This window comes from Paenibacillus sp. FSL K6-1558 (assembly GCF_038002565.1).
Lineage (GTDB): Bacteria > Bacillota > Bacilli > Paenibacillales > Paenibacillaceae > Paenibacillus > Paenibacillus polysaccharolyticus.
Genome location: NZ_JBBOCV010000001.1, coordinates 2455198 through 2472396, shown reverse-complemented (window position 1 = coordinate 2472396; position 17199 = coordinate 2455198). Strand labels below are relative to the sequence as shown.

At 48.2% G+C, this 17199-nt stretch carries 13 protein-coding genes; 8 read left to right on the top strand and 5 right to left on the bottom strand.

Translation table 11 applies throughout. The features are described from left to right. Window positions 1-110 precede the first annotated feature (110 nt). From MHI38_RS10630 to MHI38_RS10610, 5 genes are all read left to right on the top strand, one after another. The gene (locus tag MHI38_RS10630) at window positions 111-569 is read left to right on the top strand and encodes a chemotaxis protein CheX (RefSeq protein WP_090919417.1); all 459 of its coding nucleotides are present in this window, start codon (window positions 111-113) and stop codon (window positions 567-569) included. 58 nt (window positions 570-627) lie between these two features. Continuing rightward, window positions 628-1401, top strand: a complete 774-nt coding sequence (locus MHI38_RS10625; RefSeq protein ID WP_090919414.1) for an SDR family NAD(P)-dependent oxidoreductase — start codon at window positions 628-630, stop codon at window positions 1399-1401. Between the two features lie 181 nt (window positions 1402-1582). After that, the gene (locus tag MHI38_RS10620) at window positions 1583-2962 is read left to right on the top strand and encodes a DEAD/DEAH box helicase (RefSeq protein ID WP_221789941.1); all 1380 of its coding nucleotides are present in this window, start codon (window positions 1583-1585) and stop codon (window positions 2960-2962) included. A gap of 25 nt (window positions 2963-2987) precedes the next feature. Continuing rightward, window positions 2988-3740, top strand: coding sequence for an ABC transporter ATP-binding protein (locus MHI38_RS10615; protein ID WP_090919407.1), 753 nt, complete (start codon window positions 2988-2990; stop codon window positions 3738-3740). Window position 3741: 1 nt separating this feature from the next. Next, a complete protein-coding gene (locus tag MHI38_RS10610) occupies window positions 3742-4959 on the top strand; it encodes an ABC transporter permease (protein WP_221789940.1) in 1218 nt (405 codons plus the stop codon). A 172-nt stretch (window positions 4960-5131) separates the two neighbouring features. Here MHI38_RS10610 and MHI38_RS10605 read toward each other — a convergent pair whose 3' ends face one another. From MHI38_RS10605 to MHI38_RS10595, 3 genes are all read right to left on the bottom strand, one after another. Next, complete coding sequence (locus tag MHI38_RS10605) at window positions 5132-5257, bottom strand: YjcZ family sporulation protein (protein WP_208606778.1); 126 nt, start codon at window positions 5255-5257, stop codon at window positions 5132-5134. Between the two features lie 223 nt (window positions 5258-5480). Then, a complete protein-coding gene (locus MHI38_RS10600; RefSeq protein ID WP_090919398.1) occupies window positions 5481-6779 on the bottom strand; it encodes an aminotransferase class I/II-fold pyridoxal phosphate-dependent enzyme in 1299 nt (432 codons plus the stop codon). A 165-nt stretch (window positions 6780-6944) separates the two neighbouring features. Beyond that, on the bottom strand, window positions 6945-7562 hold the full coding sequence (locus tag MHI38_RS10595; RefSeq protein ID WP_090919393.1) for a pyridoxamine 5'-phosphate oxidase family protein: 618 nt from the start codon (window positions 7560-7562) through the stop codon (window positions 6945-6947). 236 nt (window positions 7563-7798) lie between these two features. On the opposite strand from MHI38_RS10595, the gene pdxR reads away from it, so the two are divergent. Together pdxR and MHI38_RS10585 are read left to right on the top strand one after the other, a co-directional pair. Continuing rightward, on the top strand, window positions 7799-9256 hold the full coding sequence (gene pdxR / locus MHI38_RS10590; RefSeq protein WP_221789939.1) for a MocR-like pyridoxine biosynthesis transcription factor PdxR: 1458 nt from the start codon (window positions 7799-7801) through the stop codon (window positions 9254-9256). A 60-nt stretch (window positions 9257-9316) separates the two neighbouring features. Then, window positions 9317-10102: an AraC family transcriptional regulator gene (locus tag MHI38_RS10585; protein ID WP_090919385.1), complete on the top strand. Its 786-nt coding sequence runs from the start codon at window positions 9317-9319 to the stop codon at window positions 10100-10102. Window positions 10103-10539: 437 nt separating this feature from the next. Here MHI38_RS10585 and asd read toward each other — a convergent pair whose 3' ends face one another. Both asd and MHI38_RS10575 read right to left on the bottom strand, forming a co-directional pair. Continuing rightward, window positions 10540-11334, bottom strand: a complete 795-nt coding sequence (gene asd / locus MHI38_RS10580) for an archaetidylserine decarboxylase (protein WP_221789938.1) — start codon at window positions 11332-11334, stop codon at window positions 10540-10542. An 84-nt stretch (window positions 11335-11418) separates the two neighbouring features. Continuing rightward, window positions 11419-12549, bottom strand: coding sequence for a YheC/YheD family endospore coat-associated protein (locus MHI38_RS10575; protein ID WP_221789937.1), 1131 nt, complete (start codon window positions 12547-12549; stop codon window positions 11419-11421). Between the two features lie 348 nt (window positions 12550-12897). On the opposite strand from MHI38_RS10575, the gene MHI38_RS10570 reads away from it, so the two are divergent. Continuing rightward, window positions 12898-17016 (top strand): WIAG-tail domain, encoded by a 4119-nt coding sequence (locus tag MHI38_RS10570; RefSeq protein ID WP_341181246.1) that lies wholly within the window; start codon window positions 12898-12900, stop codon window positions 17014-17016. Window positions 17017-17199: the final 183 nt, after the last annotated feature.

Genomic DNA, 17199 nt, shown 5'->3' with positions numbered 1-17199 from the left:
GGTTTCCTGAATTCTTAATGAATTCTCGTACGTGATAAAGTATAATAAATTTAATGAATATGGGACTTTTGGTGTGTGACCAATAACCCAGTGTGAGGAGGACATATACAGTGAAAGCGGAAGTAATTAACCCATTCCTGGAATCTGCACGCAACGTTTTTGAACAGCTCATCCAGGTTTCGCCTTCCACCGGGAATCTTGGCGTCAAGAATGTAGAGTACATTGCTGACCATGTCTGGATCGTGATTGGAATGACGGGGCAGTTGAGCGGAAATATTGTTTTTGGTATACAAGAAACGGTGGCTTTGAAAATTGTTTCAGCTATGATGGGTGGTTTTGTCATCACCGAGATGGACGATATGAGTAAAAGTGCGATCTCGGAGCTCGGTAACATGATCAGTGGTAATGCAAGTACAATCCTGTCCAACCAAGGCGTTGTCGTGGATATTACGCCTCCTCAGGTTATGCAATCTGAAATTTTAGCCACATTTACTGCAACGAAGGCGCTTAGTATTCCTTTGTTGATGGATGGGATTGGACAGATGGATATTCAGGTGATGATCTCGTAAAATAGAAGCATAGGCCTTCATGAGGCCCAATGTGTTTTATTACGGGAGGACATCAACCATGCTGAAAGATCAGGTTGTTTTTATAACAGGAGCATCGAGTGGAATCGGTGCGCTCTGCGCGCAAATGCTGATCGAGGAAGGAGCCATCCCGATTTTGGCTGCCCGTTCGCGGGACAAGCTGGATCAGATTGGTGCTTCACTACAGGGGCGGCATGAACTGCTTACGCTGGATGTTACAGACAGTGAGCAGGTTCAGACGGCTGTAGATGCGATGTTACATAAATACGGACGAATCGATATTTTGCTGAATAACGCCGGATACGGAAAATTTGCTGCCATGACAGACATGTCTGTACAAGAATTCGATGAGATGATGGACGTGAATTATATGGGCATTGTCCGCTGTACCAAAGCAGTGCTTCCACATATGTTGGAACGGGGCAAAGGTCAGATTGTAAACGTTGCTTCGATGGCTGGCAAAATTGGTACTGCCAAATCAGCCTCTTATACAGCTACAAAGCATGCTGTACTTGGATTCAGTAATGCCTTACGTCAGGAACTGCGCAAGACGGGCATCACTGTGACGACGATTAATCCAGGTCCCATTGATACACCGTTTTTTGATCGTGCCGATCCTTCAGGGAATTACGTAAACAATGTGCGCTGGCTGATGCTGACACCACAGAATGTAGCAGGTCACATGATTCGCGCCATGAAGAAACGTAAGGAAGAAGTGAATCTGCCACGGCTGGCATCAGCTGGCATTTGGTTGTATCAGTTGTTTCCTAGACTGGCCGACCGCTTGTCACACGGTGTAATGAATCAGAAGTAGAATGTAACGAGTGCACTATATATCGGATGAAGAAGGGCTCCGCCGAGGGGCTTTTCTTTTTTTTGCGCAGACTTGAACATTTCGGCAATAAGATTTGGTAAGCGGGCTTTTTTCGCATATAATGAAAGGTAATGTGATGACAGGCTTTGTTTTTTACGAATAAATTTAAAGGATGGAATACATGACGAATCAAACTTTTGCATCAATTGGCGTAGCAGAGGATCTGGGAGCATTGCTAGCTGAGCACGGCATTAACGAACCTTCCCCGGTACAGGCACAGACCATTCCAGTTATATTGGAAGGCAAGGATGTCGTATCCAAGTCGCAGACGGGAACAGGCAAAACGCTGGCATACCTGCTACCACTACTACAATCCATTAAAAGTGATATTAAAGGAACCCAAAAACTGATTATTGCACCAACGCAGGAACTTGCAATGCAAATCGTACGTGAGGCTCAGCGTTACGGTACGGGTCGTGGCATCGGTGTGCAAGGTCTGATTGGCGGCGCTGCCGTGAAACGTCAGATTGAGAAATTGCGTGAACATCCAGAATTGGTTGTTGGTACACCTGGACGGTTGAAGGAACTGATCACACTTAAAAAGCTAAAAATGCACAATGTATCGACGATTGTTATCGATGAAGCGGATCAGGTGTTCCAGCTCGGCGGTGTAAGTGACGTGGAATTTGTGCTGAAAAGCGCGCTGCGCGACCGTCAATTAATCTTCCTGTCAGCTACAATTGACGAACATACGGCTACACTTGCTAAGCGCGAGATGAAAGAGCCTGTTCATATCGGTATTGAACCGGATCGTGCGACGGCTGCCGGACTTGAACATTATTATTTTGTGGAAGAGAGCCGCAACAAGATCGATATGTTGCGTCGTCTTGTTAGACAGTATAACCCGGATCGCGCTATCGTCTTTGTGAATGCAACGGAGGACATCGGTGAGGTTGAGGCAAAAATGAATCACCTCGGGTTGTCCGCAGCTGCGCTGTACGGAGATGCCGACAAAGTGACTCGCAGCAACGTACTCGCCGCCTTCCGTAACGGCAAAATTCAATTGCTGATCGCCTCCGAGGTGGCGGCAAGAGGACTGGACATTGAAGGTTTGCCAATGGTCATCAACTATGACCCTGCTTTTGACTCAGAGCACTATGTTCATCGTGCAGGCCGGACAGGCCGAATGGGACGTTCAGGAATTGTATTGTCCATCGTCGATGAAACGCAAATTTTCATCATGCGTAAATTCGCTCGTGAACTCGGCATTGAATTGCAGGAGCGTACGTTGTTCGGCGGTAAAGTGTTGGTGGCTGATCCGCGGCCAGATACGCGTCCTGAAGGACATTCGTTCTCGCGGAAACCAGGACAGTCCCGTGATCGTAAGCCAGCTCAGGGGAACCGGAAGCCAGGGACGAGAGCAACCATTTCGAATTCGGGTCAGCGTCCCGCAAGCGGCAAGCCTAGTGCTAATGGAGGCCGCACAGATAGCGACCAGAACCGCAAAAACAAGGGAGCACCCAAGTGGAGCAAAGACAGAGCGCCGCGCTCTGAGGAATAATCGGATGAAAGGGGTGCAGGGATAGATGGAAAATGTTCAATCGCCTGTGCTGCAAATCAGCGGGCTTAGTGGTGGTTACAGTGCCAAACGGCCAGTGCTTCATGACGTGAATCTGGAAGTAGGCCGCGGAGAAATGGTCGGATTGATTGGATTAAACGGTGCTGGCAAGAGTACAACGATGAAACATATTCTCGGTCTGATGACTCCGCAACAGGGAGAAGTTCGGGTAATGGGCAAAAAACGGGATGAGGATGCACAGATCTACCAATCTGCGATGGCCTTTGTACCGGAATCTCCCGAATTGTATGATGAAATGACCGTCATGGAGCATCTGGAATTTACGGCGAGGGCGTACAATGTGTCCGAGGCGGATTTCAAACAACGGACAGAGAAACTGCTGAACTTGTTCCGCATGAATGAGAAAAGCACAAGTCTATCCACACATCTGTCCAAAGGGATGCGCCAAAAGGTCATGATTATGTGTGCTTTTGTGGCAGGACCGCCACTCTACATTATTGATGAACCGTTTCTGGGGCTCGACCCGCTGGGGATTCGTTCACTGCTTGATTTTATGCTGGAGATGAAAGCAGCCGGGTCTTCTATTCTGCTGAGTTCACACATTTTGTCCACGATTGAAAATTATTGTGATCGCTTCATTGTATTGCATCGTGGACATGTCATTGCTCAAGGAACACTGAACGAATTGCGTACGGAGTTCGGAGAGCCTGACACACCGCTGGAGCACATGTTCTATTCCCTCGTGCAAGGCAGGGATTAGTATGGATCTCAAGCTGTTATGGAAGCAACGTCGGACAGGTTTTTGGAATGGAATTTTACCTTATGTGGGCTATGTCATCCAGAGCGGTGTAGCGATGGTATTTCTGTTTCTCGTCATCGCTTTCTCCGCTTGGTATACATCCTTTGTACAGAATATTCCTGCGGGATTTCCGATTCGCTGGATTGCTTTATTGTTGCTGGCTCCGCTTGCACTGTTTAGCAGTTATCGTACATATCTGCTTCCGGCAGATATTGTCTTCTTGCGGCCGCAGGAGTACCGGATGCAGGATTATTTGAAAAACAGCTTTGTGCGTGGCGTAATTTATAAAATGCTGTTGTTACTTTTTGTATTTCTTACCTTGTGGCCACTCTATGTAAGGTCAGATGTAGATGCCAAACCACTGGGCTGGTCCATGTTGTTTCTCGTGTTATGGAAAGTGTTGTCCAGTTACGGTGCATGGCAAGAACTGAGGATGGTTCAAGCTGGGGCGTCCAAAGGATATCGGATACTCCGCTGGGCCATAGCTATCCTTGCCGTTGCAGCCTGGTTATGGCAACCGCCGCTACGCAGCCTTTGGTTTCTGTTACTACTGGCCGCTGTTTATATCGTTGCACTGCGTGTACCTGTCAAACACCGAGTCGCTTGGGAACGTCTGATTCAGGTGGAGCAGACACAAGCAGGCAGAGTGATGCGTACATTAGGCTGGTTTGTCGATGTGCCATCGTCCGGGCAAAAGGTGAACTCTCGCCGATGGCTCAGTAAATGGGGCAATGGTCTTCCATGGAATGCGGGACAGGCTTATCGATATCTCATGACCAAAACATTTATTCGAACGGAAGTATTCACCATTGTTCTGCGTCTGATCATCCTGGGTATGTTGCTTTCCTGGTGGACGGCAGGCAGTTACTTCGGAATCGGGGTATATCTGTTCTTCCTGCTACTTACAGGCATTCAACTGGGGGTACTGCGCCGCAGTCACGGTGAATCCTTCTGGATCATGATTTATCCGATCTCAGGAGAGAGCCGCCGTTCACAGGTGCTCGGTTTCATCTTCCAACTGCATGCCATAGCCGCATTGCTCATGTGGTTGCCGATGCTGGCAGCAGGAATGGAAGGACTGAGTATCACAGGCATTGCACTCATACTTGGTGTACTTGTCATCGTGCTGATGCGTCGTTCGCAGGGTAGCAAATGGCTCAAAGAGGAAGAGGACGAGTAGAAGAACCAAGTTAGCTTAAACCTTCGTTGAGCTATTTGATTTATCCAACACAAGTGAATTATGCGAAGGAGTAAGAAAAGAAGGGTATTTCGGGCTGTATCCCGAAATACCCTTCTTTTTGATGTGTGATGTAAACTCATGATGTCTTGCGCGTATACATAGCGAAGGCGTATTAGTACAGGAAGGATTTTGTGATGATGACGAGCAGGATGAACAGTACGAGAATGGCACCAATGTTTGTGAATCCTCCAACGCCACAGTATCCGTATCCGCCTCTTGTATCTTCAACTTGGGACATGGGTCATACCCCTTTCGAGTGATGGTTTGGCACGCCCTTGCGTACATCGTATATTATGTGCCATAGCGTTAGGCTGATTGGGCCTCTGCCCGTGTATATGTGTTTTGGGCTTCTGTCCAGAAAACAAAAGAACCCTTCGCGATGACATTAGCTTTCGCAATGTGCCGCAAAGGATTCTATTTTTGAAACCGTCTAAAGTTAGAAGGTTATATTTACTTATATGCTAAGTCGTCTGTAGATCCTGCACGCCGCGGTAGATCGTATCGAACAGTTCTTGCAGACCTGCTTCCTCGATACAAGAGAAGGCAATCCGCAGATCGGATTCACCGAGTGCAATCGTGCCTACACCATATTGGTGCAACAGATGGCTACGGAGTGCTTCAGCACCGACTTGTTTCAGCTTCAGACACATGAAGTAACCGGAGTTGAATGGATAATAATCCCATACGTCTCCATACTTACCGCTGTCCAGGATTGCTTTAACTTTGTTGGCGCGGCCTTTCATAATCTCGAACTTTTCTTGTTTCTGTGCTTCAAACTCCGGTGCTTTCAGCGCATCCAGAACAAAAGTCTGTGAGGGATGTGGCCCGCTGGAAATCGTTGCACGGATGATGCCAAGTGTTTTTTGCTCCAATGCATGCAAAACAGCAGCATCTTCATGAGCAAATGTAATGAATCCTACACGGAAGCCCCATACGAATTCTTCTTTCGTTGCTCCGTCGATCTTCACCGTTAATACACGTGGATGAATATTGGCCAGTTTACCAAAAAGAGACTCATGAATGGAATCTTCAAAAAACAGACCGAAGTATGCATCATCTGTAACCACAACAACATTTACACCGGCTTCTGCAGCTTGACGAATGGCATCTACGATGGCATCTGCTTCTGCGCCGCCTGGCGTGTAACCTGTCGGATTGTTCGGGAAGTTCAGTAGAACAATGGCTTTTCCTTTGTCCTTCTGTGCAAGCAACGCCTGAAGCAGTCCGTTGCTGTTAAAGTTCAATTGATCATCAAACAATGGATAATGAATCAACTGGCCGTGTCGACGAATTCCGAAAGTCAGCTCGTAATTCTCCCAGTTTTTATCCGGATATATAACAGCGTCCCCTTCTTCAGTGAACAGGTCGGCTACGATGCTGAGTCCATGAGTCAGTGCGTTCGTTACAATCGGGTTTCCGAAAGATTTGCCTTCCAGTGAAGGGGTTTCTCTCAGCATCTTTTCTCTCCAAACGGTTCTTAATTCAGGTTTGCCTGCAGGCGGTGCGTAAGGATACAGATCCTTCGGCTGGAATGCGGACAACTTTTCCTGAATCACCGGAAGATGCATAGGCACTCCACCCTCCAGAGCGATACCGATCGTTGCATTATAGGTCTTGGCCAAGCTTGCTGCTTCCGCAGATTGACTTAAGATACCTTCTTTTGGAAAATAAATTTCTTTGCCGAGTTGTGACAGCATGGAGTAGACGTGACTGCTGCCGGCCTGAATACTTTCGTTCAACTGTTCAGCCAGTGGATTCATTTTTTTCATCCTTCCAAGTCTTTGTGATTCACTGCCTAACATTATAACACCTTGACATGGCCCCGTCACGGAAATTACGCAATATGACAGTTATATCACTTCACCGCGTTGTTGCGCGGGGTCAGAATGCAATATTAGCATAAATTTAAGGCTGGATCTGGCGTGTTACTCCTGATGGTACGGACAATATTTTCGCATCATTTCAGCCGTTTCATGATCCCGGCCTTCGTTTCGTTTATGCAATTCACCGCTGATATGATCAAATCGTTCAGGCGTCAGATTCTGCCCGAATTTAAACTTGGCGCTGAGTCGATCCGGTACGATTCGAACTACAGCAACAGCTTTGAGTCGCCCGGTGTAGCGGGAGTCTTGTGCATCAATCGGTACATAACCGCCTTGCGGCTGGAGTTTCTCCATAAACCGCTGCAGTACCTTGCCTTTAATATCAAGATCTTCTACACGCTCTGCCAGACCGGAGGCCATGACACTTTTGAAAAACGAGGTTGCAGGACAAGCCAGTTCAGGATCACTGAAAAAAGAAGGAATCAGCGAGAATTCCTCCGCCACGGTAAAGCTGACGGACGAGTGCTGTTTGATCTGTTTCATTTTTTCCCCGGCTAAACTTCCATGAAAATAAAAGCAACCATCCATATATACAAAATTCAGCGGTGTAACTCTCGGTTCTCCATCCGGGCTGACGGTACCCAGAAACCCAAAAGAGCACTGGTCCAAAAATGTAATGATTTCCTGTTCCTCTTCTACCGAAAATTCTTTGCGTCTCATGTGATTTCCCCCATTATTTTAGTAAGTATTAGAACATGTCAGAAATAGGATTGCAGTATTGTTTTTCATGAAGATAACCATAAAACGAATATTGACAGTAAAATAGATCCAATTTACATTGATTTTTATAGGCCAATTGGGATGGAAGATGATCTTAAGCAGGAAGTAAGACTAGGAAAAGATAGAAGTGAACATAGAAGTAAAGATCAAGAAGACATGTTAAGGGGGAGAACCACATGGAATTATGGCTGCCACTTGATTCATACGAACTCCAATATCGATATAAATATCAAGCGTTATATCACGCACTGCGGGATGCGATCCATTCAGGTACACTGGAAGCAGGAGCACGGTTGCCTTCTACGCGTTTACTGGCGAAACAGTACGACATGTCACGCGGGTCGGTAGCCCAGGTATACGATATGTTGCTTGCGGATGGATATGTCCATGCTTATCCGGGAAAAGGAACCTATGTTACGGAATCCTTGTCCGTGCATCACAACGATCATAGCGAAGCGGTGTTGTCTTTATCTCCATGGGGAGAGCGTCTTCGCGAATTAACCGCAGAACACAAACGTTCACGTGAAGAGATTCAACTGGAACAGGAATCCGTCATCAATTTTCGGATGCAGCGATTGCTTCCAGAACATTTTCCAAAAGCCGAGTGGAAAAGTGCGCTCGCTGCGGTTCATCGCAGTGGCTGGCGAGATGTAGGTGGTGCAGCGGGTGATCCAGAGCTACGAGAAGCGATTGCCGCACATCTTCGCTGGACACGTGGTATTCAAACGGATGCCTCCCAGATCGTACTGTTCAGTGGATCGATACAAGGCATTACGCTGTTGTCCCAATTACTCATTCACGAGGGAAGCCCGGTGGTGCTGGAAAGTCCGGGTTATCAAGGCGTTCTGCATGCGGTCAGATCCTGCGGTGGTGAGGTGATACCAGCTGAGGTTGATGAAGGAGGTATTATCCCGCAAGATTGGCAGGCACAAACGTTATTTGTCACTCCGACTCGCCAGTTCCCGACCGGAGCGGTACTAGGGCTGGAACGAAGGCGAGCCTTACTGAACTGGGCATCAAAACAAAACGCCGTTATTGTTGAAGATGATTATGACAGTGAATTCCGCTGGGGCGGACGACCGATTGAACCACTTAAGGTGCTTGATCGTGAGCAACGCGTGATATACATCGGTTCCTTCTCCCAAACGATGCCTGCTTCGTTCCGGCTCGGTTATGCGGTATTGCCAAGCAGTCTGGTCGAGCCACTTCTGGCTGCCAAAGCTCTGTATGAACCGGTGTCACCCGCGCTGCTGGAACAGCGTGCACTAGCCAGATTTATGACACGAGGTGGATATATGCGGCATTTACGTCGATTAACCCGGCTATATGGAGATCGGCATGACTTTTTTGTGGAGGAAATGAATCGGTGGTTGCCACAAGCCTTCACCATGCAACCAGGTGATGCCGGTTTGACCATTTATGCGATCTGGAACGGGGACAAAGCAAGTTATGAACGGTTTACCAGAGAGGTTCATAAAGAGGGCGTTTTGTTCCGGGATGTGGAGCAGTACCGCTTAACTCCGGGGCATGCTGCAATATGTTTCGGGTTTGCTCATCTGGAAAAAGCGGAGATTCGCGAAGGGATACGGCGGATGCAAGCCGCGTGGGAGAAGTGTACATTTTCGTTTCAGTGAATTCCGCTGTATAATGGGATAAGTGTTTAAAGAGATTAACTGTCAAGGGGGAGTGGCGACATGCTGCAGGCATCGCCGTCATCATTTGTAATTTTGCCCGCTGTCGCCAAAATAGTCTGTGAACCGGGCTGGAAGTGGCAGAAGCGAGAAAAACCGATGCAAAATTATGATTTATTTTACGTGTGGAGCGGTGAAGGCACGGTTATTCTGAATGATCAGCCTTACGAGGTTGGCAAAGGAAGCTGTTTCCTGTTTCGTCCGGGAGACCATACAAGCGCAACGCATAACAGGCAGAAACCACTGGTGCTTACATATATTCATTTCGATGTGGACGAGCCTGTTGTGGATGTGCCTCAGTCTTACCGTGAAGTGCAGGAGACTGTGGAGTTTGAGCATTTACTTGCACGTTACGTAAGGCTGTTTTTGTCCGATGTGTATGGACGTGATGAAGAGAGCAGGCTGATTCTGAAGCAGTTGATGATCCATTTACTGCGTGCGGATACGGAAGAACCTGTGGAGAAAAAGGTAAGTAATCAGTTGTCCGATGTGATTCAGGAGGTAGCGAATTATGTTCGCCAGCATCCCGGAATTACACATCGTGTAGAGGATCTGGCCGCGCGAGCCGGTCTGTCGCCGCGTTATTTCTCAATCAAGTTCAAGGAACTTGTCGGATCATCGGTACAGTCCTATATTATTCGTATGCGTATTGAACGGGCAGAACATCTTCTGGTGCATACCGGTATGAACGTGACCGAAGTTGCGGATGCACTGGGTTATCGGGATATCTTTTTCTTCAGTCGTCAGTTCAAGCAATATACGGGCAAAAGCCCGTCAGAGATTCGTTAAAACCATGTCAGCGTCTCGTATGCAAACATCACAACGTTTCAATGCTGGATGGCTAGGGTAAGTAACTAGCATTCCAGATGACCTTACAAGGAGGAACACGTGATGATGAACGGAAAAAGACGGGTTCGTAGCCGTAGAAATTCCATTAAGGGATGCAGTATTTTTCGGAAACGCCTGCGCCGGCTGAAACCCGTTGAAGAACTGCAGGACGTATGGTTTTAACGTTTGGAGAGATGGCTACACCTTATAATGAACTGGCGTTCCAACCGGAGAGAGGCAGCGCCATGCATGTATACATGAAATGATATTTAGTTAGGCAATTTAGAATGGTAACATTTCATATCATGAATTATAGGCAAATGAAGGATAGAGAATAAAGAGGATGGCATAACACCTGATTGCAGGTGCTGAGCCATCCTCTTTATTTACGTATGAAATTAGGGTTGTTTGGGTTTCAGACGACCAAGTAAAGCTCCCATTTTAACGGAATCTCCAGGTTTCAAATCAGGGAGCGGTTCGAAGGTATCGGTCTGCATAAGCAGTACAACGGTAGAACCGAACTCGAAATAGGCCAGATCATCTCCCTGAGCCCAAGTCTGGGTGTCAATATCGGCATATTGAATACTGCTGACATTCATTGCACCCACTTTGACGACAGCTACTTCACCATAATCATGCTGAATATACGTAATAAGCCGTTCATTGCGGCTGAGCACGGATTTCATATGGGTGAGTCCGAAATCATTCACAGGATAAACTTTGCCTTTGATATGTTCGCTCTCCATCTTACGACCGCTGACAGGTGCATGAATGCGGTGGTAGTCGCGCGGACTGAGATAGAGCACAAATACATAACCATGCTTGTACTTCTCCAGATGTGGAGAGTGGTTTAACAATTCAGCAAGTGTATAATCTTGTCCCTTTACATTCAGAATGGTTCCTGCAGAAATCGGGCCTGCTGCCGTAATTTTAGCGTCGACAGGGCTGATCAATGCATGTTCCGAAAGGTCTAGCGGGCGCATCCCGGGTTTTAATTTGCGAGTGAAGAAATCATTCAGGGAACGATATTCTTTCCAATCCTTCTCGGCTTCCTGTACAGGGATGTTGTAGGTCCGGACAAAATAAGGGATAAATGCTTTGCTTCCCCGGCTTTTGGAGAAAGCTCCCACGGTCCGGGAGATCCATTTGCGCGAAGAAAGCTCAGTCATTAATCGCAACAGCGTTTTTGCCATGAATATCCCCCTTAGGGTTAATACAAACTTCAAGGCCGCAAAAGCGGCCATTCTGCATAATATTGACACAAATCACGAATGAAATCAATACAATCCACGATCATAGGTTTGTGGCTGTCTTGGAATGCTGGAGTTGTGATTGACGAGCAGACGTCCGTACGCCATTGGTTTGTTATATGTCATCTGCCAATGTTCCTGCATGCCAGCCTTACGAAACCCATATCGCTGATCCCTGCCATTGCATTCAATAAAGTAAATGCCTCCATTTTGGGTTACGCCGAGGTCGAGGCCCAGATCAGCCAGATGAGGCAAGTTGGAAGCCAGCGTGTGAGCAATACGAAGGGCGACTATAGTTATTCGGGCTTGCAGCTGGAATAGCTCCGTACTCGGTTCAGCCAGACCAAGTGCTCCAGCCACAGTCATGACTTTGCCGCCTTGCGCAATGTTGGTGACAAACGTATGCGCCGGAGCTGCCTTGGCAAACATGCCAGTGACACTCCATACCCCATCTCCCCCGCGTTGCACGGATACTCTCAGATCAACGGGCCTTCCCTCATACCGGATAAGCGGAATCCGTTCTTCAATCAGATAAGCATGACGGAATATCCGCCTTAGTGTAGCGGAAGGCAACTGTCCCCGGTTCAGCTTGAAGGTGGCCCAGCCTTTACGCGATGCCCTCGTTTCACAGGTTAGTCTCCAATGTCCCTCCTGCTGGAAGAGACGCATAATGCCATGACCAATGCTGCCGCTACACGGTTTAATGACGAGATCCTTATGATGTTCCATCATGTAAGTGAGCGATTCGGGCGTTGCTTTGACTGCGTGTGGCAGATGATCTTTTAAAAAAAAGTCTTGCCGCAGCATATCATGCACATGGTCCTTCCGATAACGATTACGCACGTTATACACCTGGATGCCTTGCAGGAGCAAACGTGTAATCAGTCGCTGTTCCGCACGGCGAAGCTGGAGCGCACGGTTATGGATTACGGAAGGAAACGGTATACGCTCACGGACGTAACGACCTTCTTTTTTCACATAAGCCAGACATGTTTTACGATCCAGATCGATATCCTCCAGCCTTAAAAAGCAAGGCGTTAATCCGTAACAGGCTGCAGCCTGTTCATAATTGGCGAGTGATTCCTGACCGGTCCTTCCGGCCGGTATCCCCCGGTACATGCGTGAATCGAACATAATGCCGATCGTTTCTTGGAGCATGACCGTTCCTCCTTCATTGTTATCGCGCAACCATGAATTTTTTCAGTATGCCGGCCTGTCAATGCATGGTTTTAACATCGCGATAACGCAGACCGGTGTGCAGAGGCACTTTTATACATCCGTTGATGTCCAGACATCTTATCTTATGAAACGAGCGGATGCGGGGCGTGGACAGCCGCCTTCTCTCTTCACTTCGTACAGCCTAATTACGCCAGGGTAGATGTAACGTTAACCTGAGTAGACAGGAATCTGATCACGGATGTGCAAAAGTAGGGCCAGAAAAGTGGCAGATGCCCAGCTCAAAGCATATGATGCCGGAGATGAACGTTAGGGGAAGGAGCTGGCCTCATGAGTAAAAAAGGCAAAAAAAAGGTTGTGACGCCTAAACTGCGTCATATCAGTCCCAAATTCAGGGAGCTGGATCTGATGGATCGGCGACTGGAATTCAGCAAGCCGGAAAAAACAGTGAAAAAAGAGGAGGTTTCGACTTCGGATAGAGTTGCCTCCAAGGAAGTTATTGCTGATACCGTAACGACATCTGATCAGACGACGCCAGATGCATCGGTCAATAAATCTGAAGTTGTGGTGGAAGCGCAAGACATAGTGCAGGAGCAACAGCCCCGGCAGCCGCAACAAATTGCCCCATTAAATGCAGAAAAAAATAATGTGGAAAAGGAAAGCGCAGAAAAGGAACTTCAGATCAGAAGCATTGCGCACCTTCCATTGAAAGAACAGGATAACCCAAGCCGTTCAACAGGCAAGCAGCGTCTTGAACAATTAAACCAGAACCAGATGCCAGGCTATGAAGGACAGTATATTTATACAGATGACCTCAGTGAGTTTGCCGTCACGGAAAGTAAGCTGGCTCCTTTTTCGGTGGACGCCTCCAAGCTGAAATCAGGAGCTGTAGGAAGCGAGGCGCTTCAGGATTATGCAGTAACAAGTATTCATATTGCGGATGGTGCGATTGTTTCTGCTAAGCTGGCTGAGGCTTCGATTGCGGAGGAACATCTAATTGATGGCTCTGTATCAGGTCACAAAATCAGAAATGCATCCATCGCTGGAGACAAAATCCGGGATGGGAGCATTACCTCACAGAAGCTGGGCAATCAGGTCATTGATGCAGCCAAAATAGCGGATGGCTCCATCGGCACAAGGCATCTGAGTCGCCTGCTCGTCACAGAGGAATTAATCCAGAATCAAGCTGTTACTGGTGAAAAAATCGCGATTAGCGGGATCGAGACCCGTCATTTAGCTGGTGGGGCTGTCCATACCTCGAAACTGGCGGATGATGCGGTCACCAGTGCCAAGATTCGTGATGGAGCGGTGACAGGTAGCAAAATTGAAGAGCAATCTATTGATACACGCCACATTCAGGCCGGTTCGGTGAAACAGTCTCATTTGGCTGAAGGTTCTGTTGGACGTAATCAATTGCTGGCAAGCAGCATCGGCAGCGAACAGATTGAGGATGGCTCGATTCATACACGGCATATTGCCGAACATGCCTTGAATGGACGACATCTGGTGGATGGTTCGATCGGATCAGTACAGATTCGAGCTGCTGCTGTAGGGAGCGAACAGATCGGCAATGCCGAAATCGGTAGTGAGCATCTGGTCGATGGAGCGATCATTAGCAGCAAGCTGGCAGATCAATCGGTGGGAACAGCGAAATTGCTGGAGCAGGCAGTGACGGCTTCGAAACTGGCAGATCAAAGCGTTGTCGCTTCCAAAATATCCGATGAAGCTGTGCTCGGGAAACATCTGGCTAAAGGCTCGATTCGCGGGGAACATATTGCCAATCGAGGCATTACACCGGTTCATGTTGATAATGGTGCCATTCATTCCATACATTTGGCGAGTGGAAGCATCGAGACGACACATCTATCCGAGGGAAGTGTGTCTGCGGATGCACTGGCTTCAGGTGTTGTGCTGGAAAAACATCTGGCAGAATCTTCTGTAGGATCATTCCAATTGCAGGATGAAGCAGTCACAACCGCAAAGCTGGCATCAGAGAGTGTCACGGCTGATAAACTCGCTCCAAGTGCGGTTACAAGCAAAGCTATAGCCTCAGGTACGGTCAATTCGTCCCACTTGGCCAAAGCAGCCGTATCAACGGCTCATCTGGCTCCCGGCAGTGTGGATTCCGAAGCACTGAGGCCGTATGCAGTGAGAGCCGAGCACCTGACAGAGCATGCCGTAGGTGCCCCTCACCTGCAGCCGGGCAGCGTTCAGACCGATGCCATATCACGTGCGGCAATTACGACGGACAAAATAGCTCCGGGCAGCGTGACTTCAGCACAGATGGCAGGCGGTTCCATCTTTCCACCACATCTTACAGATCATGCTGTGACATCACCTAAACTCTCACCGGAAAGTGTCTCTACAGATAAGCTGGCTGATCTATCGGTCACCTCGGCCAAACTGGCTGACGGCAGTATCACTTCCGCCAAGATTATGGCTGAAAGCATCGTTGCCAAACATATCCCTGCTGAAACGATTCGTGGATATCACCTGAAGCAGCATACGATCTCGCTGGAGCATCTGTCCGATGAGGTGCGTACGCCAGAATTATTTGCAAACGGCAGCATCCCCGGTAGCAAGCTTCGTCAAAGAACAGTGACAACAGAACATCTGGCCACCGACTCGGTATCTGGCGAGGAATTACAGTACGGGGCAGTGGGAAGCGAACATCTGCAACGAGCATCCGTTGATTCCATGCATCTCGCTGAAGGCAGTATAAAATCAGATCATTTGACTGCTCAGTCTGTCCATAGCGCTCATCTGAGAGAAGAGGTCATTCGCAGTGAGCATATTACCGAGCAGGCGATATCTTCCAATCATTTGATGGCCGGAGCGGTGCATACAGAACATTTGGCTCCGCTCTCTGTAACAGAAGCACATTTACAGCCAGGGCTGATCAGTGGTTTGCATCTGCAGTTGGAATCTCTGGGTGCTACACACCTGCAGCAAGGTGCAGTTCAATCTCGTCATATCCAGGATGGGGCTGTTTACTCCCACCACATTCAGGAGCGGAGTATTGGAACTGAACATCTGGAAGAAGAGTCTGTCCGCTCCGTCATCTTACAAGATGGTGCAGTTACTACATCTAAATTGGCGGATGGCAGTGTAGACGGCAGTAAACTGACAGAGGGCACGGTATCCAGCATTCATTTGACCGATGAGAGTGTGCAGTCTGCACATATCGCAGAAGGTGCAATCCGTGCGGATCATATCGAGGATGGAAGCATCACGGCAAGCCATTTGACCGAAGAAGCTGTAAGCAAAGCTCACCTGCAAGATGGTGCAGTTACTAAGTCTAAACTGGCGGATAGCAGTGTAGACGGCAGCAAACTGACAGAGGGTGCGGTATCCAGCATTCATTTGACCAATGAGAGTGTGCAGTCTGCACATATCGCAGAAGGTGCAATCCGTGCGGATCATATCGAGGATGGAAGCATCACGGCAAGCCATTTGAACGAAGAAGCTGTAAACACATCTCACCTGCAAGATGGTGCAGTCACGGCATCTAAACTGGCGGATGGCAGTGTGGACGGCAGTAAACTGACAGAGGGCACGATATCGTCTGTGCATCTCGCTGATCGTGCTATTGATGGCAGCAAGTTAAGTGAGCAAAGTATCACGTCCAGTCACTTAAATGATGGAATCGTGGGCACATCACATCTAAGTGAAGAGATCTGGAATGCGATCCGTCAGGTCAGTGCAGAAACGCTGGAACAGCTTGCCGAGTTCAAAAGGCAAGAAGCCATGCAGGAAGTACAACAGTTTATACAGTCGGTTGGCCTGCCTAACGAAGGTCTGTTTACCTGGGGAGATGATGCGGGGTCGTCGCCGGATGCGCCTGCTGAGTTCCAAGCCGGAAATTTGAATCTTCAAGAGCTGCTTGGGCTACACAATGATTCGGAAGTAGATGCCGTATTAACGGAAGGCGAGTCTGCTACGGGAATCACTGAAGCTGAAGATGCATCGGATGGAGAAAATGCATTATCGCCGGATGTAGCTGACACAGACTTATCCAACTCTATCACCCCTCAAGGGGCTGATACAGAGGTGCCAGTCTCCTATACCCTTAAGCCTCAGTCGGTAACACAAGAGCATTTGTGTGATGGTTCTGTAGGCAGTGAACAGTTGCAGACTGGTGCTGTTCAAGCCGAACATCTGGCATTCCAGCCGGTACGTAGCGTGAGTAAACAGCCTGCTGTGCAGCAGTTTGGCATGGAAGCTTTTGTTCTGCCGGAGAATGAAACGTGTACCGAAGTGACGATCGTTTTCGAAGAGGCGTTTGATTCGGAGCATTATGTCATTGTAGCCATGAGCAATGACCGTGGATTTCAGGTGTCGCTGTTATCCCAGAGTGAGGATGAAGCTGTGCTGGAAGTAACGCGGACAGCGGATTGCAAGCATACGTATGGTTTGTTGTCCTGGATCGCAGCGGGGCCATCGGCATAAAAATATACAAAAGCGGTGTCCAGAGTATGTCCCGGACACCGCTTTTATTTGATAAGCCTGACCGTTCGGACATGAGGGGTGCCGGAACGAGGCTACTTTTTAACACAAGAATAGAAGGGGAAATAATAAGTTCGGTATCGCTTTTTGTGAAGGTCGCAGATGCTACACACGATCAGTTAACGA